This is a genomic window from Bacillus sp. AK031, assembly GCF_053903065.1.
The window spans coordinates 1463647-1486778 of sequence record NZ_CP096424.1; the positions used below are offsets into that span (position 1 = coordinate 1463647).

The window sequence follows — 23132 nt, forward strand, 5'->3', positions numbered from 1 at the left end:
TAATAAACGGTTAAGGTGATCGCGTTAAGAAAACAATATATTGTGCATAATCTGCACAAATTATAACGAGGGGTCTTTTATGCTTATACGTTACAAAAAAGCTTTTGAGAAAATTGCTATGGGTTTGCTGTCTTTTATGCCGCAGGAAAAGGATTTGAAAAAGCTGCAGCAGACTATGCAGAATTATGAGCAGGAAGATAACTGGCAGTTATTTCTGTGGAAAGATGAAGATATTGTCGGCCTGATCGGTGTCGTCATCGAATCTGACAGCATTGAAGTACGCCATATATCGGTTAATCCTTCTCACAGGCACGAAGGAATAGGAAAATCAATGCTGCGAACGTTAAGTGACATTTATTCAAATAAAATGCTTAAACCAAGTGAGTACACTGCTGCCTTTTTCGATAAGTGTGATTTTGAACGGAAAAGGGAACAGGGATTATAATTTCTGTGAACGAAAAACTTTATATAAGTAGAAGGGACTGACAAGCGTTTTCAGATTGTCAGTCCCTTTGATTTTGCCGCAGTTTTAAAGCCGCCTTTCTTGTCTCAATTACTTCTGAACGGTCACGGAGCATGTGCCGGTGAATGAGAGATTCTGACACCTCGCCATGCTCCCCTTTTGATTGGCAAAATTGTTGGAGTTCTCCTATCAGAGGCAGATCTATACTTTGATAAGCGGCTTCGGAATTTATATTGATCAATGTATCTTCGAGGAGAACCTGAAGTTTTTGCGGGTCGATTCCCAGGTCAGCCAGGGAATCAATGTGGTCACCAAGGAGTTTCTTGCCTTTGCTGATCATTCTATAAGCGCCTTTCCGGTTATCTCTTCGGAAATGATAGAAACCGACTGCCACTTGAATAAGCCCGACCCAGACGGATTTTCTGTTGCCTGGATCAACTTCTTTCCAATATTCCTCTAGTACTTCATGGCACTCGAAGTAATCACGGTCACCATGAAAATGGTTTAAAAACTGCAAGTATGCTTCCGGGTATTCCCTGCTCATACCTTTCACCCTTTCTTCCGGATATTTTATCACAAGGTCTGTTAGGGAGGGAAATCGCGAATCCTAAATTTACTATTGGAGAATGCCTTAGAATCTACTATACTAGTAATTAGTCTAAAAATGCACAGATAATGGAATTGGTGATATTATGGAATATAATGTGAAGATTGATGCCTTTGAAGGTCCGCTCGACCTGCTTTTGCATTTAATTCACTCTTTGGAAATCGATATATATGATATTCCAATGGCTCAAATTACAGAGCAATACTTACTGTATATACATACTATGAAGAAGCTGGAACTGGATGTGGCGAGTGAATATCTGGTCATGGCAGCAACATTGCTGGCAATCAAGAGCAAAATGCTGCTTCCAAAGCACGAAGAAATCCAGGATGAAGAGGATTTCGAGTTGGATGAAGATCCCCGTGATGAACTGGTCGATCGATTGATAGAATATAAAAAATACAAAGAAGCTGCTGAAGAACTCAAGACGAGAGAAGAAGAAAGAGGCAGGATGTACACCAAACCGCCGAGTGATTTATCTCAGTATGCAGAAGAAAAAACATCGGGAAAACTGGATCAGGACGTATCAATATATGACATGCTCGGAGCATTTCACAAATTATTGCGGAGAAAGAAGCTTCAAAAGCCTGTAACAACAAAGATATCACGCCAGGAGATCCCGATTGAAAAAAGAATGGATGAAATTCTCGAACACTTAAAGGGAATACAAAAAAAGCAGAGATTTTTCTCCCTGTTCCCAAATGAGGACAGGGAACATATCGTGGTAACATTTCTGGCGGTCCTGGAATTGATGAAGAGAAAGCAGATATTCGTCAGGCAGGATGAGAATTTTGACGACTTTTTTGTACAGTCAGCAGAGGGGGCAGAACTCGTTGGAAATCATTAATTGGAAAGGCATACTTGAAAGCTTATTGTTTGCTGCAGGAGATGAAGGGCTTTCAATGAAACAAATCTGCTCGGTTTTAGAGATTGAAGAACATCAGGCGTTAGAGATACTCGACAGCCTTTTCGCGGAATATAACAACGATGAGAGCAGGGGGATCGCCCTCATTGAACTTGCTGGAACCTATCAGCTTGCCACAAAAAAAGAACATGCACCATATTTAAAGAAACTCGTGGAATCCCCGAATGTTAATTCGTTGTCACAGGCTGCACTTGAAACCCTGGCCATTGTTGCTTATAAGCAGCCGATAACCAGAGTCGATATAGAGGATATCAGGGGAGTCAAAACCGAAAGGCCGCTAAGTACACTTGCTTCAAAAGGGCTGATTAAAGCGGTTGGCCGTGCGGAAGGAACCGGCCGGGCGATTCTTTATGGAACTACGAAAGAGTTCCTTGATTACTTTGGATTGAAGGATATCAGTGAGCTGCCGCCTCTTCCTGATAATATAGAAGAGGATTTCATGTCGGAAGATGCCGACTTATTTTTTGAGAAATTCCAGGAAACTCTCGATTCACAGTCATAACTTTATGGTAATATTAATATTAAGCTGATCAAAGGAAAGGATTTTTGCCTTCCTTCAGGTCAGTTTTCTATTTAGGGATTATTTTCAGAAAGTTCAGGAATTGATTCTTGATATCTTCATAAAGATGGTAAAGAAGCCAGTTTCACATTAGCGGGAAAACTTATTAGAAAAGTTTTTTATGGAGGGATTCTATGAGCAACCCTATCGTTAAATCACAAGTTGGAGAAGTACATACGTTCCTTGAGAAAACAGTAATGAATCTTGAAAGCTATCTGAACAATATTACAATAGAAGTGCTGCTTCAGGAAAAAACTGGAGATAGAGCTTATTATGAAGGGGTGCTCTCTAATCTTAGAAGGCTGCTGGTTTATTGTGAGGAAGGATTGGACTCCTGTCTTGTCGTCATGCAGAATGAACCCTTTATCAAGGGAGCTGCGGAAAAGACCCTGTATAAGATATACCATCAATGCATCGAGGAGTTTTTCTCCCCCCGTTATGACTTATGGTATGAAGACAGCCGTTCTGCCTACACAGGTAAAAATTCAATTTTGTTTCGCCAGGAGCCTCCTGAAAGCATCATTAAACTAATGGCGGCGGCAGAGAGTGACTTCCAGGAAATCCGTGAAGAGCTTGAATATTATGAAACAGACTTCCGGACGAAAATTATGCAATCCAGAGCATAACAGCAAAAAGCATAAGCGTCCCGGGGGCTTGGCGCTGGAGATGGATTCAGAACCGCCACCTTATTTCTAAAACCACGAATATTATTTTATCTTTTTAAAAAAGCTGCAGAATGCGAACTTTCTTCGCTCTGCAGCTTTTTTAAATTCCTGCAAAACCATGACAGGGAAGCCGTGTTGAATCTGTTCACTATCCATGACTTCAATAATTGAAAATACATCTATTTATTTCAATCATAAATACCCTTGTCCCGCATAGACTTGTACAAACACCCCGGACATGGAAAAGGAGTAGATGTATGATGAAAAAAAGGAGAATAAAACCCTACATATATACCATCTTCGTAATATTTTTGATTTTCTCTTCTTTTAACGTGACAGCAGAAGCAGCACCATCGGTTAGTGCCCAGAGGGCGATTGTGATAGACCAGGATACAGGAAGGGTTCTGTTTGAAAAAGATGCACATACAAAAAGCAGGATCGCCAGTATCACAAAGATTATGACAGCGATCTTGGCGATTGAATCCGGGAAGCTTGATGAAACGGCAGAAGTCAGCAGCAATGCAGTCAGAACCGAGGGATCATCGATTTACCTGAAGCCAGGGGAGAAAATTAAATTAGAAGACCTTGTTTTCGGCTTGATGCTCAGGTCGGGAAACGATTCAGCGGTCGCCATCGCTGAGAATGTAGGAGGCAGTCTTGATGGATTTGTTTATCTGATGAATCAAAAGGCAGAAGAAATCGGAATGACGAATTCCCATTTCGCCAATCCACATGGGCTTGATGATCATGAAGACCATTATTCAACAGCCTATGATATGGCGATTCTGACAAGATATGCTATGCAAAATGAAAAATATAGAGAAATCGCTGGAACCAAAGTTCATTCTTCTCCCGACCCTGAACATGAGTGGGACAGGAAGTGGAAAAACAAAAATCGCCTTCTGACAGAATTATATAAATACTGTACAGGCGGAAAGACAGGTTACACGAAGCGGGCAAAAAGAACGCTTGTTACAACAGCAACAAAGGACAATGAAAATCTTATTGCCGTCACACTGAATGGGCCTGACGACTGGAATGACCATATAGATATGTTTGAGTATGGATTTCAGACCTTTGATTCGGTGATTGTCCTTTCAGAAGGCAAAGTCAAGGCGGTTAAAGATGAATTCTATAAAGGTAAAGTCTATCTTAATAGAGATGTTCTGCTTTCATTAAAAGAAGATGAGAAAGACAGCGTGAGAGTGGAATACAAGCTCCTTAAGCCTGAAGAGTCATGGAGGAATGGAGATGCCCCGGATGTAGTCGGGAAAGCAGTCGTCTACTTCAATGACAAGGAAGCTGATGCGGTGCCTATTTATTTCAGCCACGAAAAGGTGGAGGAAAAGAAGAGCTGGTGGCAATTCTGGAAGCAATCATTTATCTCCATTCTCGGAGTGAAATCGGATGGTTAACTATATCTGGGTAGGCATGACGATCATCGGATTGATTTTTGCCGTGATCAACGGAAAAATGCAAGAAGTGAATGAAGCGATATTTCAATCGGCCAATGAAGCTGTCACTCTCTGTATCGGCCTGGTAAGCATCCTGGTATTTTGGCTGGGGATTATGCGGATCGCCCAAGATTCAGGCCTGCTCGATAAATTAGCCTGGCTGTTCAGGCCGATTGTCAAAAGGCTTTTCCCTGAAGTGCCTGCAGATCATCCGGCAATGGGCTATATCCTTTCAAATATGATGGCCAATATGTTCGGGCTTGGAAATGCCGCTACTCCTTTGGGGATTAAGGCAATGGAGCAGTTAAAGGAACTGAATGGCGGGCGAGATTATGCGAGCAGGTCCATGATTACTTTTCTTGCCATTAATACCTCAAGCTTGACGATTATACCGACGACGGTCATTGCAATCAGAATGAACTATGATTCTGCATCACCGACTGAAATTGTCGGGCCCACACTGGTGGCGACATTTCTTTCCACCCTGGGGGCAATTATGATTGACCGGTATTTTTATCACAGAAGAATCCGCAATGGAGTGAAGTGATATGGAAGTCATCTCAACGATCTCATTATGGCTGATTCCAATGTTGATTGGAGTCATTCTTTTATATGGTACATTTAAAAAGGTTCCAACTTACGAGAGTTTCGTGGACGGAGGAAAAGAAGGAATCAAGATCGCTGTCTCAATCATCCCTTTTTTAATTGGGATGCTGGTGGCCATTACGATTTTCAGGGCCTCAGGAGCATTGGAGTTTTTTGTCTCATTGGCAGAACCGCTCCTCCATGCCATCGGGGTGCCTGCTGACATCGTTCCGCTGGCAATCATCCGCCCGATTTCTGGAACGGCAGCACTTGGGATGGTCAGTGATCTTTTGGCGACCCATGGGCCGGATTCCTTCATTGGCAGGCTGGCGTCTGTACTGCAGGGAAGTACGGATACGACCTTTTATGTATTAACGGTCTATTTTGGTGCTGTCGGCATTAAAAAGATGGGCGATGCACTGAAGGTAGGCCTGCTTGCCGACCTGGTCGGAATCATCGCGGCTATCGTAATCGTCACTATTATGTTTGCTTAATTTGATATGCGAATGAGAAAGCGGGAGTCTTGTACTCCGGCTTTTTTGATTTTCAAGAGCAAAAATCATCTAGAACCTTTTCAAATAACAAGAGGCAATTTTAAAAAAGCCATGTTTAACCTATACTATTAATGACAATTCCTTTGCATTTCAGCACTTATATGTGATAATTCATTGTAAATGAATTTCAAGGATCGAAGAGCAGTTTGAAAATAATCTGAATGAAAGCTAAATCGTGATATGAAATATAGTGCAAGGAACATGTATTTTCTAAGAGGTGAAAACAAATGGAACGTTTACAAAAAGTGATTGCCCACGCAGGTGTGGCGTCTAGAAGAAAAGCAGAAGAATTGATCAAGGAAGGCAAAGTGAAAGTAAATGGCAAAACAGAAACAGAACTAGGGACGAAGGTAACGGGTTCAGATAAAATCGAAGTCAACGGTGTGCAAATTGAAAGAGAAAATAAAGTGTATTACCTTCTGTATAAACCAAGAGGAGTCATATCCGCCGTAACAGATGATAAAGACCGTAAAGTGGTGACAGACTTTTTTCCGTATATACAGGAAAGGATTTATCCGGTCGGAAGACTTGATTATGACACATCAGGATTAATTCTTTTGACCAATGATGGAGAGTTTGCAAATCTGCTGACGCATCCAAGTTATAATATTGATAAAACCTACGTGGCAAGGCTGAAAGGGATTCCTCCAAAGTTTAAGCTAAGAGAACTGGAAAAAGGGATAATGCTTGAAGATGGTAAAACGGCCCCTGCAAAAGTAAAAACGTTAAAAGTGGAGAAAAAACAAGACAAGTCAATCATTGAAATCACCATCCACGAAGGACGAAACCGCCAAGTCAAAAGAATGTTTGAAGCAATTGGGCATCAAGTCCAAAAGCTGAAGCGTGAGAGATTTGCATTCCTGGATCTCCACGGGTTGAATGCAGGTGAGTCAAGAGAACTTACGCCTCATGAAGTGAAGCAGCTCCGGGCACTGGCTGAAACGGGAAACCTTTTATAATTATGGCAGTATGAAGGGATGGAGTGCTGCAATAAAAGTGTCACACTTCCTTCATAATAATGTACATGATGAAAAAAACAAAAATGCTATAATAGATGGGAATATATAAGAACAGACAAAAAGGGACAATCATATTGTCCCCTTTCGTTTGCTTCGAAAAACCGAAACATGCAAGGAGGCAGTCAAGATGGATAAAAAAAAGCGTCGCTTGCTTATCCGGACCATTATATTAATCGTGCTCGCTTCAGCTGTCATATATACGTTATATGCCAATTTCACAAAAGATGAACGAGGTGTACTGAAACCGGGTGACAAGGCGCCTGATTTTGTATTGAGAGATATGGATGGAAACAGCCACCGTTTATCTGAATACGAAGGCCAAGGTGTATTCCTGAATTTCTGGGGTACTTGGTGCAAGCCTTGTGAAAAGGAAATGCCTTATATGGAAAACCAATATCAGGCCTTCAAGGATCAAGGTGTCCAAGTACTTGCTGTAAATGTCGGTGAATCCGACTTTCAAGTAAATAAATTCATTGAAGAACATGATTTGACGTTTCCGGTAGTAATAGATTCAGAGAGGGATGTTCAGAATGCTTATGGCATCAAACCACTGCCAACCACGCTTCTAATCAATGAAATTGGGGAAATTGAAAAGATCCTTACTGGAGAAATGACCGAAGCGGATATCAAGCAGCATTTGGAAACGATTAAACCCAATTAGTAGGGCCGGTTTTTATGTATAGGAGATTAATTCGGCCTCGAGAATAAGGAGTTTTAACATGAAAGAAATCATTAAATGTGAATGTGGTCATGTTAACCCTCATGGTACAATCCTGTGCGAATCATGTGGGAGGGCTTTGACAGAGGATGCAAAGAAAGACAAGCTCCATGATATGAGATATGAGGGAAGTGCCAGACGTTCACAAACGTATAATAAGTCGATCGTAGATAAAATCTGGAACTTTTTTTCTTCAGTCAAAGTAGGTATCTGGCTAATCCTGATTACCTTGATTGCTTCAGCGGTTGGCACTATTCTTCCGCAGGAAATGTATATACCCAATACGATGCCTGCTGAAGAATATTATGGAGAAGTATATGGATGGTTTGGAGAGCTCTATTATACCTTAGGCTTCCATAATTTATATGGGTCCTGGTGGTTCTTGCTGATGATCGCGTCAATCGGTATATCTCTTGTTATATGCAGTTTGGACAGGGTCGTCCCTTTATACAGAGCATTGAAAAAGCAAAAAGTAACCAGGCATGAAGGTTTCCTGAAAAGGCAGAGGGTGTATGGGGAAACAGAAATGGCCGACTCTGATAAAGCAATCGGGTCAGTTAAGAAAAAGATGGAAGCAAAGAGATACAAAGTACGGGAAGAAGACGGAAATCTTCTGGCTGAAAAAGGCAGATTCTCCAGGTGGGGCCCCTATGTCAACCACGTCGGTCTGATCATCTTCTTAATCGGTGCAATGCTTCGATTTGTACCCGGCATGTATGTTGATAAAGTGCTGTGGATCAGAGAAGGGGAAACCAGAGAGATTCCTGGTACGAACCAGGAGTATTACTTAGAAAACAAAAACTTCACTTTGGAAATGTATGATAAAGATAAGGATAGTGAAGTGTTTGGAGAAGCGCTCGATAACGCAGGTGCTGTGGCGAAAAACTACCAGACTGACGTTATCCTGTATCGCTCTGAAAAAGAGGATGTACCAGGGGCGGAAGCAGAACTTGAAGAAGTGAAAGAGAAAGCTATACAGGTTAATCAGCCTTTAAAGTTTGGTTCTTATGCTGTTTATCAGACAAGTTACCAACTGGATGAATTCAAAACGATGTCGTTCACACTTTCCAATAAATCCACACAAGAGGAATTTGGGAAACTTACAGTCGACCTTTTTGATCCTCAGGAAATGTATGAGCTTGAAGACGGAAGAAAAGTTGAGTTAATGGGATACTATCCTGATTTTGACGGCTTTGATGAAAAAGGTGAACCGCAAACAAAGTCGCCGATCCCGAATAATCCTGCCTTCCTTTTCAAGATGTTTTCACCAGAAAAACCTGATGGCGAAATCAGCTTTGTAGGGATTCAGCAAAACCTGGAACCGCTCGGAGAAAATGCCTATAAGATGAATTTTGCCGGTATCGAGACACGTGATGTATCTGCTTTAACCATTCGGAAAGACCTGACTCTCTGGGTTATCGGCATTGGCGGTGCTATCTTTATGATCGGAGTTGTACAGGGAGCATACTGGAACCATAGAAGGATCTGGGTGCGAAAATCCAACAACGGATTGATGGTAGCAGGCCATACCAATAAAAACTGGCACGGGTTGAAGAACGAAATAAGCTTCGTGCTGGAGGATACTGGTATCGACGAACCCCAGGATCAGCAGCAGAAAGACGCTTAACTAATTTATTTTTTAAATGATTGGTTTGTTGGTGATGTTGTTAAGCCGTTATTAATGCGGAATATCTTATCGCAAAAACCCATTGTTTCTGCTGCTACTTCTGTTATTAGAGAATAGGTGTTCTTGGAACCCTTTATAGAAGCGAACACGTATTTTAGTTCTAGACGATCAACGATTCTGTGAAATTTAGAAACAATTGTTGATTGGAGCGGAAATCAGGCAACTCCATATAGTTAGGTTCAAACACAACATTATTCTTTAACAAAGCAAAAATGATTAAATACTGTACCGGACTGGGTAACCTGATAAAAGCTGTTAAGCGGTCCGGTCAAGGAAAAGGAGGGCTTCCTGTGACAGAATTGGCACAATGGAGCAGTAATTTATTATATATTGCCTTTATTCTTTACCTCATTGCAACACTATTCTTTGGCGGTTCCATTCGCGAAAAGAATCAGGAACAGACAGGTGTTAACCGCTGGGGGAAAATCGGTATGGGGCTTACCCTTATCGGTTTTGCTGCACAGCTGGGGTATTTCATAACCCGCTGGATTGCAGCAGGGCATGCACCGGTCAGTAACCTATTTGAATTTACAACCTTCTTCGGGATGATGCTGGTCGGGGCTTTCATTATCATTTATTTCTTATACAAATCAACGGTATTGGGACTTTTCGCGCTTCCGATTGCTCTTTTGGTCATCGCTTATGCGAGCATGTTCCCAAGAGAAGTCAGCCCGCTTATTCCTGCCCTGCAAAGTGATTGGCTGAAAATCCATGTCACGACTGTGTCGGCAGGCGAAGCTATTTTGGCAATCAGTTTTGTGGCCGGTTTGATTTATTTATTGAAAAAAGTTGATCACGTAAATGATAAGAAACAGTCATTCTGGCTTGAAAGTGTTATGTACGGCCTGGTGGTTGTCTTAGGTTTCATTGCAGCTTCCACGACATTTACATTGATGGATTATAAGGCAGAATTTCAATATGTCAATCAGCAAGGGACCGAGGCTGTAGAAGAATATCACATGCCTGCCCTTGTCGCACCTCATGAAGGAGAACTGCTGACAGCGGACAAGTTGGAGCCCGCAGTTGAAATGCCTTCTGTCATCAATGCCCGCAAATTGAATACAGTGTTGTGGTCATTCATTGTAGGTACAGTCATTTATTGGATTCTTCGTTTAGCGGCACGCAAGAAACTAAGTATGTGGATTCAGCGTTATGTACAGAATGTTAATCTTGATCTTATGGATGAGATTGGATATAGGTCCGTTTTAATCGGTTTTCCTGTATTTACGCTTGGCGGACTGATTTTTGCGATGATATGGGCACAGATTGCCTGGAGCCGATTTTGGGGCTGGGATCCAAAGGAAGTATGGGCACTTATCACCTTCCTTTTCTATGCTGCCTTTCTTCACTTCCGCCTATCAAGGGGCTGGCATGGGGAAAAGTCGGCTTGGCTGGCAGTTATCGGTTTCATTATTATCATGTTCAACCTTATTGCGGTTAACTTGATTATTGCCGGGCTTCACTCATACGCGTAATAAGATTATAAGAGTCGGGCGGCAGGGGATTCATGGACAAAAGAGAGTGTTTCTTCTCCATGAAGTAAACAAGTGCACAATATTTTTCCGCCTCCGCTTTTAGTGGAGGCTTTTTTCTATTAAAATAGGAAGTATATCAATAAAAGAAGGAATTATAAGAAGGGGGATACAAAAATGGAACAGGATGTACGAGTGTTAGTTGTAGATGATGAAGACCGTATACGGAAATTACTAAGAATGTATCTGGAACGGGAGAATTATGTTATTGAGGAAGCAGAAGATGGTGAAAGTGCACTTGAACTGGCTTTGACTAATGAATATGACTGTATATTGCTTGATCTGATGATGCCGGGAATGGACGGGATCGAAGTATGTAAAGAACTTCGCCAGAAGAAATCAACTCCGGTTATCATGCTGACGGCTAAAGGAGAAGAGGCTAATCGTGTTCAAGGTTTCGAAGTGGGGACAGATGACTATATTGTGAAACCGTTTTCTCCAAGGGAAGTTGTATTGAGGGTCAAGGCGCTCCTGAGACGTTCTTCCAAGACAAGCTATATACATACAGAGACGAAAGCAAAGGATATGATTGTATATCCCCACTTGACGATTGATAACGATGCACACAGAGTGACAGCTGATGGAAAAGATGTAAATCTTACACCTAAGGAATATGAGCTGCTTTATTTCCTTTCCAAAGCACCGGATAAGGTTTTTGACCGTGAACATTTATTGAAAGAGGTATGGCATTATGACTTCTTCGGTGACTTGAGAACCGTTGATACGCATGTCAAAAGGCTTCGCGAAAAGCTGAATAAAGTCTCTGAACAAGCGGCTAAAATGATTGTGACGGTTTGGGGAGTTGGCTATAAGTTTGAGGTTAATAATGAATGAGGCTTTGGCGAAGCGTTGTAGGTAAATTATGGATCACTATACTGCTTTTGGTTGCATTTGTATTGTTTATTCTAACGATCCTGCAACTGGAGTTCTTTCAAAATTATCACCTGGAACAGGTTGAAAATGATTTATCAGACACAGCTGAAAAGATAGCTTCCATTGTTGAAAGTCATGAAGATTTAAGTATGGGTTTGCAAATTTCGAAAGAGATTGTTGATGATCCTCATAACTTAATAATTGCAGAAAACAAAGACAAACTTTATTATGCAGAAGATATCACTTCAGAGCACCTGCTTCTTCAACAAGAAATTCTGGACGAAGAAGAAGTGAATGAAGTATTTAAGAAAGAACGGCCTTTTGTAAAAGAATTGCATTTAAATGAAGAGTCCGTTTCAAATCGATACGAAAATATAGTCGTAGTGGGGGCACCTGTGAGAATTGGCACCGACAATACGGGTGCTGTCTTGATTTTTCAGTCCTTGGAAGAGATAAAAGAAACGACACGGCAAACGACAAGGCTGATTTTACTTGCTGCAGGAATAGCGATCATCTTGACGACCATTTTTGCATTTTTCTTATCAACGCGAATTACTGCTCCCTTGAGAAAGATGCGGGAAGCGGCATTTGAGGTTTCCAAGGGGAAATTTGATACCAAAGTACCTATCCTGACTCATGATGAGATTGGCGAACTTGCTACAGCCTTCAATCAAATGGGCAAACAGCTCAACTACAACATGCATGCGCTCAGCCAGGAGAAAGAGCAGCTTTCCAGTATCTTAAGCAGTATGGCTGATGGGGTCATTACCTTTAACCGGGATGGAACCATCCTGATCACCAATCCCCCTGCTGAACGCTTTTTGCAACAGTGGTACTATGAACAGGAAGGCAACGACCAGGAAGCAATTCCCATTACGATGAAAGAATTGCTTGAGCAGGTTATCCTTCTGGAAAATGAACAAACCGGTGAAGTAAGCCTTCAAGGCCGATCGTATGTCGTCATAGTCAGTCCTCTATATAATGAAGATTATATAAGGGGAGCCGTTGCGGTAGTCAGGGATATGACCGAAGAACGCCGGCTTGATAAATTGAGAAAAGATTTTATAGCCAATGTGTCTCATGAACTTCGTACTCCGATCGCCATGCTGCAAGGATATAGTGAAGCAATCATTGATGACATTGCGGCTTCTGAAGAAGAAAAGAAGGAAATCGCGAAAATTATCTATGATGAATCACTGCGGATGGGAAGGCTTGTCAATGACTTGCTGGATCTAGCCCGCATGGAAGCCGGCCATATTACATTAAACAAAGAAAAAACAAATCTTTCTTCATTCTTGGAACGTGTGACCTATAAATTCCAGGGTATCGCCAAGGATAAGCATATCGAACTGAAATTTACGGATGCAGAACATCAGCAAATAGATCACTCGATAAGAATCGATCCGGACCGAATTGAACAGGTACTGACCAACTTAATCGACAATGCTATAAGACATACGCCGGAAAATGGAAATGTTTCTGTTATTTATAAACCGTCCAACAGCGGTGTGCTTGTCGAGGTCAGTGATTCAGGTTCAGGCATACCGGAAGAAGACCTTCCATTCGTATTTGAACGTTTTTATAAAGCGGATAAAGCCAGAACCCGCGGTAAGTCAGGAACAGGATTAGGCTTGGCGATTGCAAGGAATATCGTTGAAGCACATAATGGACAAATAAGTGTCCATAGCAAGGTAGATCAAGGAACGACTTTCTCTTTCTTCCTTCCTCAATAATCGTCAATCTTCACAGTGATTTTGCCAATATTGGAGATTGATGCCGATTAATCTTGTTACACGGGAAACATATGAAACTGAAAAAAACACGCTTCTGGTATGGGAGCGTGTTTTTGGTGTGGCTGTAATCTATATGATTATTGCATTATGGTTAAAGCGAACGGAGTCGCACGCCTGGAGAGGGGATCTCAGCAATTAATATAGTGGTTTATTTTACCTTAAAACCGCTTTCCTTTTTAATTAATTAATACTATAGTTGAGGGTGTAACTTTTTAAAAATAAAAACGACTAATCCATTGAACGGGGAGGGGAAGAGATGGACTCCGTTTTTGAAGAACTATATTCAAAATATCATCAGGATGTTTTCCAGTTTTTAATATACACGGTTAGAAGCCGCCAGCTTGCTGAGGATTTAGTCCAGGAAGTCTACGTACGCGTGCTGAAATCCCATAAGAACTTCGAAGGCAAAAGTTCAGAGAAGACTTGGCTTTTTTCAATTGCCAAAAATGTGGCCATTGACCATTATCGAAAACAGAAGGGCTGGAAAGGGAAAATCCTTGAAAAATTTGACTGGAGCCAGCCGATTAAGGATGAAAAGGATATTCCTGAGGAAGTGGCTATGCAAAAAGAAGATGTCCGCAATTTATATGAGTGTATTGATAAATGTACTACCGACCAGAGAATGGTTATCACAATGAGATATATTCAGGACTTATCCATTTCTGAAACGGCAGAAGCACTGGAATGGACTGAAAGTAAAGTAAAGACAACTCAGCACCGTGCCATCAAGTCCCTGAAAAAAATGATGGAAGTCCAAACAAGAGAGGAGGGCAGCATCAATGAAGAAAAACAATTGGGAAGAGACTGAAATTGAAAATATGCTGAGAGAAATGCCCTCAATAAAAGATAACAGAAGCAGGGAGGAAATATATAAAGCCATTGGCAATAAGAAGGTGGTCAAAAAGCAAAGGACATGGGCATACCCTGCGCTTGCCGGGCTGGCAGCCTTGATGATCATTGTAATGATCACTCCTTCTCTTTTTGAGTCCTTAAACAATTCAAATTATGAAGATTCAGCTTCTGATATGGCCGCACAGGAAGCGGCAGATGCTGGTTCTGCAGAAAGTGAGATCGCTGCTTTGCCTGAAAATACCGAAGAAAGAGCAGAATCTGGTGCGAGCAGTCTGGATGCTGCAGAAAATAGAGATGGATCCATAATGATGACGATGGAGGCCCCTGAACGATTGAACCTGTATGAAGAGGATCTCCAGCAATATGATGTGCTGACCTATGGGATGGTAACACCAGACGCAGAGTCTGTGCCTGTCAGTGTATTAGTGGATAAAAAAGTGGAAGCTGACTGGCTGGAGAGGTTCAATGAAGTTTCGAAGCAAATTCCGGAACAAGAATGGGGATTTGCCGATTATTATCCACTTTCGAGTTCTTTGGCTCTAGTGAACAACGAGTTAAGCTATACTGTATCACAACAAGATCTAACAAGGATGAGCAGTGCTGAAGAACAGCTCTTTACGGAATCACTTCTCACTGCGTTAGAGGCTACAGATTACACAATGGTTCATCTAAGGAACGAAGACGGAGGGATCCCAATGTTCCCTCACATGGGAGAAATTGCTGAGCTCAGCCAAGCGGAAAACAGAAATAGAGGATACTTTACTTATCCTTTAGAAAATGGTGCTACTTACCTTGTTCCTGGGGAAAATGAGTACGATTCAATCAGGGAAGCTGTTTCTGCAATGAAACAATCCCCAAACGGAATAATGCAGTCTGTAATTCCAGAGAGTATTCAGCCCATGGTGACAGTAGAAAATAACCAGCTAACGATTTCTTTTGAAGAGATTCTTAAGCTGGGGGATTCAGCAGGCGATGAAAACCTATTGTTAATTGAAGGTCTTTTGTTAACAGCCAAAGACTTTGGGTTTGAACAAGTGATGTTCGAAAATATCGACACCCCAGCTTGGAAAGAGTTTGATTTTTCAAAGCCTGTCTCAGTGCCGGTCAGTCCAAATAAGAAAATATTGAAATAAAAGCCGGGTGAATTTCACCCGGTTTTTTGTTGCAAAAAAGTTGAAAGAAAAGTATTAAGTGGCAAGGGTGCTAGTGATAAATTTGGCCCATTTGCGGGTACCCTTCATATGTCTTGCTTTTCAGCAGAAGGTAGATGAGAAAATTTTCTTCCTTCTTTTTCAACATACCTAAAGAAATATTTTATACATATTATTCAAACTTTGGCAGATGCTATTCAGGAGTTTTGGAAGACAAAAATTGCTAATTTCTCCCTTTTGCTAGAGATTTGCTGGGGGATATATGACTTTTTTGTTCTATTATGGTACAAGCCTACATAGTTTAAAAGCGTACCAATTATTAAGGAGGATTTTAATGGTTGATTATATAAGAAGGGTTCTCATTGTGAGTTTGCTGGCTCTATGTGTAAGTCTGCTTTTTTTAAGCGGCAGAACTGCCCAGGCAGAGGGTAATGGAACATCTTCCTGGATATTTCCAGCAGAAGGATATATCACCGACCATTACGGCACCAGGGGAGGGAAACATAAAGGAATGGATATCGGTGGAGAAAATGGAACTCCGATCTATTCAGTAGAAGAAGGAGTTGTCACGAAATCTTACTATTCCTCCAGTTATGGTCATGTTGTATTCATCAAGCACCCAAACGGGTTTGAAACCGTGTATGCTCATTTGCAGAAACGATTGGCAGAGGAAGGACAAGCCGTTCAGAAAGGTGAAGAGATTGGTACGATGGGGAATACCGGAAGATCAAGCGGAACTCACTTGCATTTCGAAGTGCACAATAGCGACTGGAATATTGATAAGGACCATGCGATAGATCCTTATGTTGTTTTTGGAAAGGGTGAAACAGGACAAACTGTCTTTGCTAAAGAACATGATCCGTATCAGGTTCGTGAAGTGGCCGTGAAAATGGCTCAATTGGAAAGCCTTGAACCTGCCTCAAAGACACACACTGAAAATAAGCAGTTAATACATACAGTGAAAGCAGGGGAAACCCTTTGGAGTATATCGCAAATATATGAAATCAGCATTGCTGAGGTCATTAAATTCAATGAATTGAAAGATTCAACTATTTATCCGAAGCAGCAAATAATGATTCCTGAGAAAAACAAATCAGTCCATCTCGTTAAGCAAGGTGAGACATTGTTTGCTATTGCCGACCAATACAACGTAACGGTTGATAAATTGCTGGTTTGGAATGGCATTCAAAAGGAGGACCCCCTTGTTCCTGCCCAGCAGCTAATAGTTCAGAGGGAATAAATAACCGTTAAGGGAAGGTGCAACCAGTCCTTTTGAAAAATACTTCTTAAAGAAATTTGTTTGGATGTTGTTAATAAAGTTTGACCGTAGGAGATAGCCTGCAGACTCAGCGGGAGGCTCAATGTTGCATTGAGACCCGCTGAGTCGGACGCTCGGAGCGGAAATAAGATAGCAGTAATATCCTTAGAGAATATTAAATCAGGAAAAAACATGTCTTTCCCATATTGCGAAAAATCAGCTGGATAATTCTTCGCTGCAAACAGCCTCTTTCTTTCCAAGCATTTTCTACAATAGAGAAAGAATATCTCGGATTCGAGTTAAAACCTTCACACACTGCCTGTTATTCTGTATAATAAAGATGTATAAAAAAATAGATTCGTCTTCGGGGCAGGGTGCAATTCCCGACCGGCGGTAATGAATGTAAGTCGTTCTGAGCCCGCGAGCCTGTTTTTTGGGCAGGATTTGGTGTGATTCCAAAGCCGACAGTACAGTCTGGATGGGAGAAGATGAAGGTGGAGCCGCGTTCAAAAAAGAAAGAAATGAACGTTTATTCGGGTATGCCTTTATTCTCTCAAGAGATTCTCTTGAGGTTTTTTAGGTTGCTCAGGCAAAACTTTTCTTCTTACGTGAGATGAGTCACAAGAGGGAGAGAGAAGAATGAAAAAGTTTACAACAAGAAGTTTTATCCTTATTGGAATGTTGAGTGCTGTGTCATATGTGCTCATGCTGCTGAACTTTCCGATTCCGCCATTCCCGAGTTTTTTGATGGTCGATTTCAGTGATGTGCCTGCATTGATTGCAGCCATTACATTAGGGCCGGTTGCCGGGATTCTGGTGGAGTTGATGAAGAATGTTCTTGATTATGTCATGACAGGAAGTGACACAGGAATTCCGATTGGCCACTTTGCCAATTTCATGGCAGGCATTTCATTCATTTTACCAGTCTACTTCGTTTACAACCGTATTCAATCGAAGAAAGGTATGTTGACAGGTCTAATTGCTGGTACATTATTTATGGCAGTGCTTATGAGTGTACTGAATTATGTTTTAATTCTTCCAGCTTATAAATACTTCATGAATTTTGAATTGCCTTCTACAATAATTGTTACAGGAATTCTTCCGTTCAATATTTTGAAGGGCATCCTGATTGCAGTCGTGTTTACGCTGTTGTTCACAAGGATGCATGTATGGCTGAATAAACAATTTGCATTTAAACGTGCTTAATAGATAAGCGGCTGACTCATGTCAGCCGCTTTTTAATATGCTCAATGGATGAAAGAGTATTGCATCTGGGGAATGTCACCATTCATACAGAGCAAATAATAAAAGCGGCAGGAGATCCAGCCGCTCAATAATCATTCTATTCAAATTTTAAGGCGTCCCCATCGAATGGTTCATCAGCAACCTTGATGGAATCTGTTGGACAGCCTTCAAATGCATCTATCATATCATCTTCTAGAACATCCGGCACTTCAACTGTACCTGCATTATCATCTAGAGTAACGAATGCAATACCTTCATCATCATAATCGTAAATATCTGGAGCAGCAGCACCGCAAGCTCCACATGCAATGCATGTATCTTTATCAACAATCGTATACTTTGGCAATGAAAAAACCTCCTGAGAAATGGTCAATATTGTTAAGTATTACACATACTACATCCGTTAAGTGTAATAAATATTCATATTATTATTCTAATGGTGAATTGAAAAAGTTTCAATAGTTAAGGTTCCCTTGATTGATAAATTCTATCTATTCCCCTGTAAAGATAAGCAGGAAAAAGTCGCAAATTGTCGGTTTCATGGTACAATTATTTAAATAAGTTCAGATGAAAAAGGAGTCCATGTATGACCTATATAGAGGCGATTTTTCTCCATTGCCTTGCAAAAATCAATGGGGAAAGAACGATTTTTTCCGTTTATCATCTATTAAAAGGGAAACGGTCGTCACAAACTATTCAGGATGCTCACTTATACTCCCTGACATCCATGTTCTATTCATATCCTGCAATCGACAGAAACCGATTTGAAAAAATGGCTGCTGAGCTTGCTGGAAAACAATTGATTTACATGATTGAACCTGAAAAATATATACTGACACAAGAGGGGAAGCGATATTTGAATTCTTTCTTTGAAGTAAAGCCATTCCCATCTGCTTTAAATGGCTGGTTATATGGGAGCACCGTGGAAGTATTCTGGAAAAGGCTCTCTCTGTTGATTCAGGTTCTATCCCATTTTATTAGTGGAGAACAGAGATACTACCCCGTGCAGCGGGATAGTGATATCCAAAATTGGATTAAATCTTTCTTATATAATCCGCCTGTCCCCCTTGGACAGCTGAATAAGGATTTGTACTCTGAACTGATTTTATTAGGAAATCAAAACCGTTTTCCCGATGATCCTTCTATACTTGTCAGCCGCTTTACCGGAAGAGAACAAGTGGGGTTGACAAGGGTTCAGGCAGCAGAAGCATTCAACCTCCCAGAAGATGAGTACTGGTACAGGTTTTTAAATGTTTTGACCTATGTGGTTGCTGATGTGAATACCAGGGAGTCTGAATTTCCTGTGCTTTATTCCATCATGGATGATCTTGTTCCTGAAATCTCCTTGACCCAGTCAAGTGAAGAAACCTACAGGCTTTTAAGAAGAGGCTTTGGAATCAAGCGGATCGCACAATTCAGAAAGTTGAAAGAAAGTACGATTGAAGACCATGTGGTGGAAATTGCGCTTAATGATAATACATTTTCCATCGAAGCATTTATATCACAAGAAGAAATTCAACGGGTACTGCAAAAAGCGAGGGAAGTGAAGAAGCGGAAGCTGAAGCCAATTAAAGATGCATTACCTCAGTTATCCTATTTCCAAATAAGGCTTACACTTGCAAAGCATGGTGATACATTATGAATTTACAGAAAGAACTACAAAAATGGTTTGGCTATGAAAGCTTCCGGGAAGGGCAAGAAGAGGTCATTTCTTCTGTTCTGCAGCAAAAAGATACCATTGCCATGCTGCCTACAGGAACAGGGAAATCTTTATGTTATCAATTGCCTGCCTACATAACAGGAGGGACTGTACTAATCGTCTCACCATTACTATCTTTGATGCAAGATCAGGTGGAACATATGAAAGTAATGGGAGAAAAGAACGCAGTTGCCCTTAATTCTTTCCTGGATTTCAAGGAGAAAAGTTATATTTTGAAGACAATCACAAATTACAGATTCATCTTTATCTCACCAGAAATGCTGATGACTCCTAAGGTGTTGGAGAGTTTAAAAGATTTATCGATATCGCTGTTTGTTGTAGATGAAGCGCATTGTATTTCGCAATGGGGGCATGACTTCCGCCCGGATTATCAGAGGCTTGGAAAAGTTAGGACCGCTTTCGGCTCTCCCGTCACACTTGCTTTGACAGCCACAGCAAACTTTGAGGTCAGAGAAGATATCAAAAGGATCTTGTTAATGACTGACTGCAATGAGATTGTCTGCTCAGCTGACAGGCCAAATATCAGTCTGGCCATCAACAAATTCACTTCCTTTCAGGAAAAAATGGACCGTTTGCTTGAAGTGGTCTCATCTTATCAAAAGCCGGGAATCATTTATTTTTCAAGCAAGAAAATGGCTGAGGAAACAGCAGGGTGGCTTAAGCAGAAAGGCATTTTGAAAACAGCCTACTACCACGGAGGGATGGAGCAGGAACAAAGAATACTGATTCAGCAGCAGTTTCTTCACGGACAGCTTGATATTATCTGTGCAACAAGTGCATTTGGCATGGGGATCAATAAGCCGGATATTCGTTTCGTGATCCATTTTCATCTGCCATCAAGCGCTGAGGCATACCTTCAGGAAATTGGCCGTGCAGGAAGGGATGGGAAGCTTAGTATTGCTATGCTGCTATATACACAGGGTGATGAAGGGCTTTTATATCAAATCATTGAAAATGAATTGCCCTCGGATTATCAAATTGAAGAGTTTTTCAGTCAGCAAAGTAGTAAGACAGAAAGCGAATTAATGGACCAACTCGAATTAAATGAAGTGCATATCAGGTTTTTAACCTTTTATAAGCAGGTATATATAAATAGGAGCAAGGATTCAATACCCAGTGACACCGGGATCGTTCCATTCATAAAGAGAACAAGGGATGTGCGTTTAGAAAGCAAACGCAGCAAAATCGGGATGATGGCACATTGGGCAGCTGGAACAACCTGCCGGAGAAGCGGGATCCTGCAAATGTTCGGGGAAATTTATGATAAACAGGAAGATAGGTGCTGTGATATTTGTGGTTTGGATTACAGCCAGTTTGAAGGAACTGGCGATGAAAGCGGTAAATTTGAATTACTGACATGGAAAGAGCAGTTGAGCAGGCTGCTGTTGAATAAGTGATGAATGATGAAAAATAAACAAAAAGATTTAGTCATGCAAATATCAGACAAAGAATTAACCTTTCATCTCTATGCTACTCAATTGGTCCTATTAACTGTTTCTGTAATTTTAGGTATATTTTTATATGACGATATTTCCCTGTTTTTGAAACAGTTTGCCTGGGATCGTCAAATTTTGTTGTATGGAGTATCCAGCGGGATTGCCATTGTAGTCATTGACCTGGCTTTAATGAATATCCTCCCTGAAAAATATTATGACGACGGAGGTATAAATAAGAGGATATTTCAAAACAGAAGCATCATCCACATCGCCTTTTTGGCAGCTGTGATAGCTGTTTGTGAAGAAATTTTATTTCGGAGTGTGATTCAATACCATTTTGGCTTTATTGCAGGAACGATTATCTTTGCCATTGTCCATATCAGATATTGGGGAAATTGGTTCCTGATCGTCAATATAGTTCTTCTCAGTACCTGGATTGGATTAATTTATGAATGGACTGCAAATCTGGCTGTCACTATTATGATGCATTTCATCATCGACTTTCTATTAGGACTGGCCATTAAGTATCAAGCCGAAAATCAAGAAAAGAGAAGGGATGTTTTATGAGAAGAGATCCTTATCGCGCACAAGCTGAAAAGCTTCGCCAAAAGATTGAAAGAGTGGAATACAAACCAGAACCAGAAGCTGAACAAGCCAAGTCGCTTCCTAAACGAAGTGACATTCATCAGGAAAAAAGAAAGAAAATCAAGTACCCTTTAATAAAAGGCATGCTGGCTGTTTTCGTTATTCTGCCTGTTTTACTGTATGGTCTTTATTCATTCTTAGATATCAACCAAGCGGGGGGAAGTGCGGCTGCCGAAAATGGCAAGCTTGAAGAAGTAACCTATGAAACAAGGCAAACAGAAGAAAAAGTAAAGAGTGGAACTAACCTCGATAATGAGGGAAGAGACCTTAAAGCTGCCGAAAGCAATGAAAAGGATTCGGTTCCTGAATCGGAAGCAGAACAACCACAAACTGCATCTTCCAAAGAAGAGGAATCTGGAGAAGAGGTTAACGAGCAGGACATTGTTCAACTTACTGACCAGAACGAAGCTGTTTCTGCTGCAGAGTATGATGAAAAGGTTCAAGTGATAGAACATATCGTCAAACCGCAGGAAACCCTTTTTCGAATTGCAATGAATTATTATAATTCACAATCTGGAATAGAAAAAATCAAAGAATGGAACAACCTTGCAAATCATGACCTCGAAGCTGGACAAGTAATTAAAATTCCATTGCCTGTCGATTGATTTATTATACTGGCTGTTCTCTAAACAGCTTAATTTTAAGCAAGGCCTAATAAAGGAGAAATCCATTATTAGGCCTTTATTTATTTCTTTACAAACTTATAACGTTTATTAATGAAACTTTTACACTCTCTTACAAATAAGCCAACAAAAGTGAAATACAATTATATTGAAAATACATTTAAGAGGGGTTGGGCAACAATGGAGAGGGTTAGAGCTCGAATTTATCATTGTGATCAGAACTTATACTACAGGTTCAATTGTCATCAGGGGTTCATTTTATCATTATTCCACCTTATCACCCATCTTGGAGGGGCAAGGTTTACAATCGGATCTTTATTAGTCATTTTCTTCTTGGCAGAACAGGGTTCCACCTTGAAGCAAGCAGCTGTAATCGGTATCTCGTCTCTTACTGTCAGCCATGTGATCGTCACAGGAGCCAAAAGGATTGTAAAGAGAATACGTCCATATATTGCCCTTGATGATGCCAAGGTGTATGGACATCCATTTAACGACCATTCCTTCCCATCTGGACATTCAACAGCCATATTTTCAATCACGGTTCCGTTTATGATTTTGTACAGTCCATTAGTGTTCATCCTATTGCCTGTTTCACTCCTTGTCGCTCTTTCGCGTGTGGTCCTTGGTGTTCACTATCCGACTGATGTTTTTGCAGGAGCATTTTTAGGTATGGGAACAGGTATAGTGATGACGATTTTGTTTTAACTATCATGACAGGCAGCGTGGTTATCAGCGTTCATCTGAAGAGGAGAAGCAATGAAAATCAGG

The 23132-nt window shown here is 41.0% G+C and carries 24 protein-coding genes and 1 riboswitch; of the genes, 22 read left to right on the plus strand and 2 right to left on the minus strand.

The window, feature by feature from the left end; all coding sequences use genetic code 11:
• The first annotated feature begins 79 nt into the window (after positions 1 to 79).
• Entirely contained in the window at positions 80 to 445 is a 366-nt protein-coding gene (locus M1E09_RS07275; RefSeq protein ID WP_456274174.1) for a GNAT family N-acetyltransferase, read from the plus strand.
• Between the two features lie 58 nt (positions 446 to 503).
• Here M1E09_RS07275 and M1E09_RS07280 read toward each other — a convergent pair whose 3' ends face one another.
• A complete protein-coding gene (locus M1E09_RS07280) occupies positions 504 to 1007 on the minus strand; it encodes a DUF309 domain-containing protein (RefSeq protein WP_456274175.1) in 504 nt (167 codons plus the stop codon).
• Between the two features lie 148 nt (positions 1008 to 1155).
• Between M1E09_RS07280 and M1E09_RS07285 the strand changes: the two genes are divergently transcribed.
• The 16 genes from M1E09_RS07285 to M1E09_RS07360 all read left to right on the plus strand — a co-directional run bounded on the left by M1E09_RS07285 (position 1156) and on the right by M1E09_RS07360 (position 17901).
• Positions 1156 to 1917: a segregation/condensation protein A gene (locus tag M1E09_RS07285; protein WP_456274176.1), complete on the plus strand. Its 762-nt coding sequence runs from the start codon at positions 1156 to 1158 to the stop codon at positions 1915 to 1917.
• On the plus strand, positions 1904 to 2497 hold the full coding sequence (gene scpB, locus M1E09_RS07290; protein WP_456274177.1) for an SMC-Scp complex subunit ScpB: 594 nt from the start codon (positions 1904 to 1906) through the stop codon (positions 2495 to 2497). The genes M1E09_RS07285 and scpB overlap by 14 nt, the downstream gene beginning before the upstream one ends.
• Before the next feature lie 191 nt (positions 2498 to 2688).
• Complete coding sequence (locus tag M1E09_RS07295; RefSeq protein ID WP_456274178.1) at positions 2689 to 3180, plus strand: YpuI family protein; 492 nt, start codon at positions 2689 to 2691, stop codon at positions 3178 to 3180.
• A gap of 299 nt (positions 3181 to 3479) precedes the next feature.
• Positions 3480 to 4634 carry a D-alanyl-D-alanine carboxypeptidase family protein gene (locus M1E09_RS07300; protein WP_456274930.1) on the plus strand — a complete coding sequence of 385 codons (1155 nt, stop codon included), beginning with the start codon at positions 3480 to 3482 and terminating at the stop codon, positions 4632 to 4634.
• Positions 4627 to 5220: a nucleoside recognition domain-containing protein gene (locus M1E09_RS07305; RefSeq protein ID WP_456274179.1), complete on the plus strand. Its 594-nt coding sequence runs from the start codon at positions 4627 to 4629 to the stop codon at positions 5218 to 5220. The genes M1E09_RS07300 and M1E09_RS07305 overlap by 8 nt, the downstream gene beginning before the upstream one ends.
• 1 nt (position 5221) lies before the next feature.
• Complete coding sequence (locus M1E09_RS07310) at positions 5222 to 5752, plus strand: spore maturation protein (protein ID WP_456274180.1); 531 nt, start codon at positions 5222 to 5224, stop codon at positions 5750 to 5752.
• 287 nt (positions 5753 to 6039) lie between these two features.
• Positions 6040 to 6771 (plus strand): 23S rRNA pseudouridine(2605) synthase RluB, encoded by a 732-nt coding sequence (gene rluB / locus M1E09_RS07315; RefSeq protein ID WP_456274181.1) that lies wholly within the window; start codon positions 6040 to 6042, stop codon positions 6769 to 6771.
• Between the two features lie 187 nt (positions 6772 to 6958).
• Positions 6959 to 7492, plus strand: a complete 534-nt coding sequence (gene resA / locus M1E09_RS07320; RefSeq protein ID WP_456274182.1) for a thiol-disulfide oxidoreductase ResA — start codon at positions 6959 to 6961, stop codon at positions 7490 to 7492.
• A gap of 58 nt (positions 7493 to 7550) precedes the next feature.
• Positions 7551 to 9176, plus strand: a complete 1626-nt coding sequence (resB, locus tag M1E09_RS07325; RefSeq protein WP_456274183.1) for a cytochrome c biogenesis protein ResB — start codon at positions 7551 to 7553, stop codon at positions 9174 to 9176.
• Positions 9177 to 9535: 359 nt separating this feature from the next.
• Positions 9536 to 10711 (plus strand): c-type cytochrome biogenesis protein CcsB, encoded by a 1176-nt coding sequence (ccsB, locus tag M1E09_RS07330; protein WP_456274931.1) that lies wholly within the window; start codon positions 9536 to 9538, stop codon positions 10709 to 10711.
• Between the two features lie 174 nt (positions 10712 to 10885).
• Entirely contained in the window at positions 10886 to 11602 is a 717-nt protein-coding gene (locus M1E09_RS07335) for a response regulator transcription factor (RefSeq protein ID WP_456274184.1), read from the plus strand.
• Positions 11599 to 13374, plus strand: coding sequence for an ATP-binding protein (locus M1E09_RS07340; RefSeq protein ID WP_456274185.1), 1776 nt, complete (start codon positions 11599 to 11601; stop codon positions 13372 to 13374). The genes M1E09_RS07335 and M1E09_RS07340 overlap by 4 nt, the downstream gene beginning before the upstream one ends.
• A 316-nt stretch (positions 13375 to 13690) precedes the next feature.
• Positions 13691 to 14242, plus strand: coding sequence for an RNA polymerase sigma factor SigX (sigX, locus tag M1E09_RS07345; RefSeq protein WP_456274186.1), 552 nt, complete (start codon positions 13691 to 13693; stop codon positions 14240 to 14242).
• Positions 14214 to 15419 carry a hypothetical protein gene (locus tag M1E09_RS07350; protein WP_456274187.1) on the plus strand — a complete coding sequence of 402 codons (1206 nt, stop codon included), beginning with the start codon at positions 14214 to 14216 and terminating at the stop codon, positions 15417 to 15419. The genes sigX and M1E09_RS07350 overlap by 29 nt, the downstream gene beginning before the upstream one ends.
• A gap of 352 nt (positions 15420 to 15771) precedes the next feature.
• Complete coding sequence (locus M1E09_RS07355; protein ID WP_456274188.1) at positions 15772 to 16677, plus strand: peptidoglycan DD-metalloendopeptidase family protein; 906 nt, start codon at positions 15772 to 15774, stop codon at positions 16675 to 16677.
• A 374-nt stretch (positions 16678 to 17051) separates the two neighbouring features.
• A riboswitch (FMN riboswitch) is annotated at positions 17052 to 17189 on the plus strand.
• 145 nt (positions 17190 to 17334) lie between these two features.
• Complete coding sequence (locus M1E09_RS07360) at positions 17335 to 17901, plus strand: ECF transporter S component (RefSeq protein WP_456274189.1); 567 nt, start codon at positions 17335 to 17337, stop codon at positions 17899 to 17901.
• A gap of 136 nt (positions 17902 to 18037) precedes the next feature.
• Here M1E09_RS07360 and M1E09_RS07365 read toward each other — a convergent pair whose 3' ends face one another.
• Entirely contained in the window at positions 18038 to 18286 is a 249-nt protein-coding gene (locus M1E09_RS07365) for a ferredoxin (RefSeq protein WP_456274190.1), read from the minus strand.
• Positions 18287 to 18526: 240 nt separating this feature from the next.
• Between M1E09_RS07365 and M1E09_RS07370 the strand changes: the two genes are divergently transcribed.
• The 5 genes from M1E09_RS07370 (at position 18527) to M1E09_RS07390 (ending at position 23069) form a co-directional block, all read left to right on the plus strand.
• Positions 18527 to 19582 carry a helix-turn-helix domain-containing protein gene (locus tag M1E09_RS07370; protein ID WP_456274191.1) on the plus strand — a complete coding sequence of 352 codons (1056 nt, stop codon included), beginning with the start codon at positions 18527 to 18529 and terminating at the stop codon, positions 19580 to 19582.
• Positions 19579 to 21057: a RecQ family ATP-dependent DNA helicase gene (locus M1E09_RS07375; RefSeq protein ID WP_456274192.1), complete on the plus strand. Its 1479-nt coding sequence runs from the start codon at positions 19579 to 19581 to the stop codon at positions 21055 to 21057. Before M1E09_RS07370 ends, M1E09_RS07375 begins: the two co-directional genes overlap by 4 nt.
• Positions 21058 to 21060: 3 nt before the next feature.
• Positions 21061 to 21663, plus strand: coding sequence for a CPBP family intramembrane glutamic endopeptidase (locus M1E09_RS07380; RefSeq protein WP_456274193.1), 603 nt, complete (start codon positions 21061 to 21063; stop codon positions 21661 to 21663).
• The gene (locus M1E09_RS07385; protein WP_456274194.1) at positions 21660 to 22346 is read left to right on the plus strand and encodes a LysM peptidoglycan-binding domain-containing protein; all 687 of its coding nucleotides are present in this window, start codon (positions 21660 to 21662) and stop codon (positions 22344 to 22346) included. Before M1E09_RS07380 ends, M1E09_RS07385 begins: the two co-directional genes overlap by 4 nt.
• Before the next feature lie 198 nt (positions 22347 to 22544).
• A complete protein-coding gene (locus tag M1E09_RS07390; RefSeq protein ID WP_456274195.1) occupies positions 22545 to 23069 on the plus strand; it encodes a phosphatase PAP2 family protein in 525 nt (174 codons plus the stop codon).
• Positions 23070 to 23132: the final 63 nt, after the last annotated feature.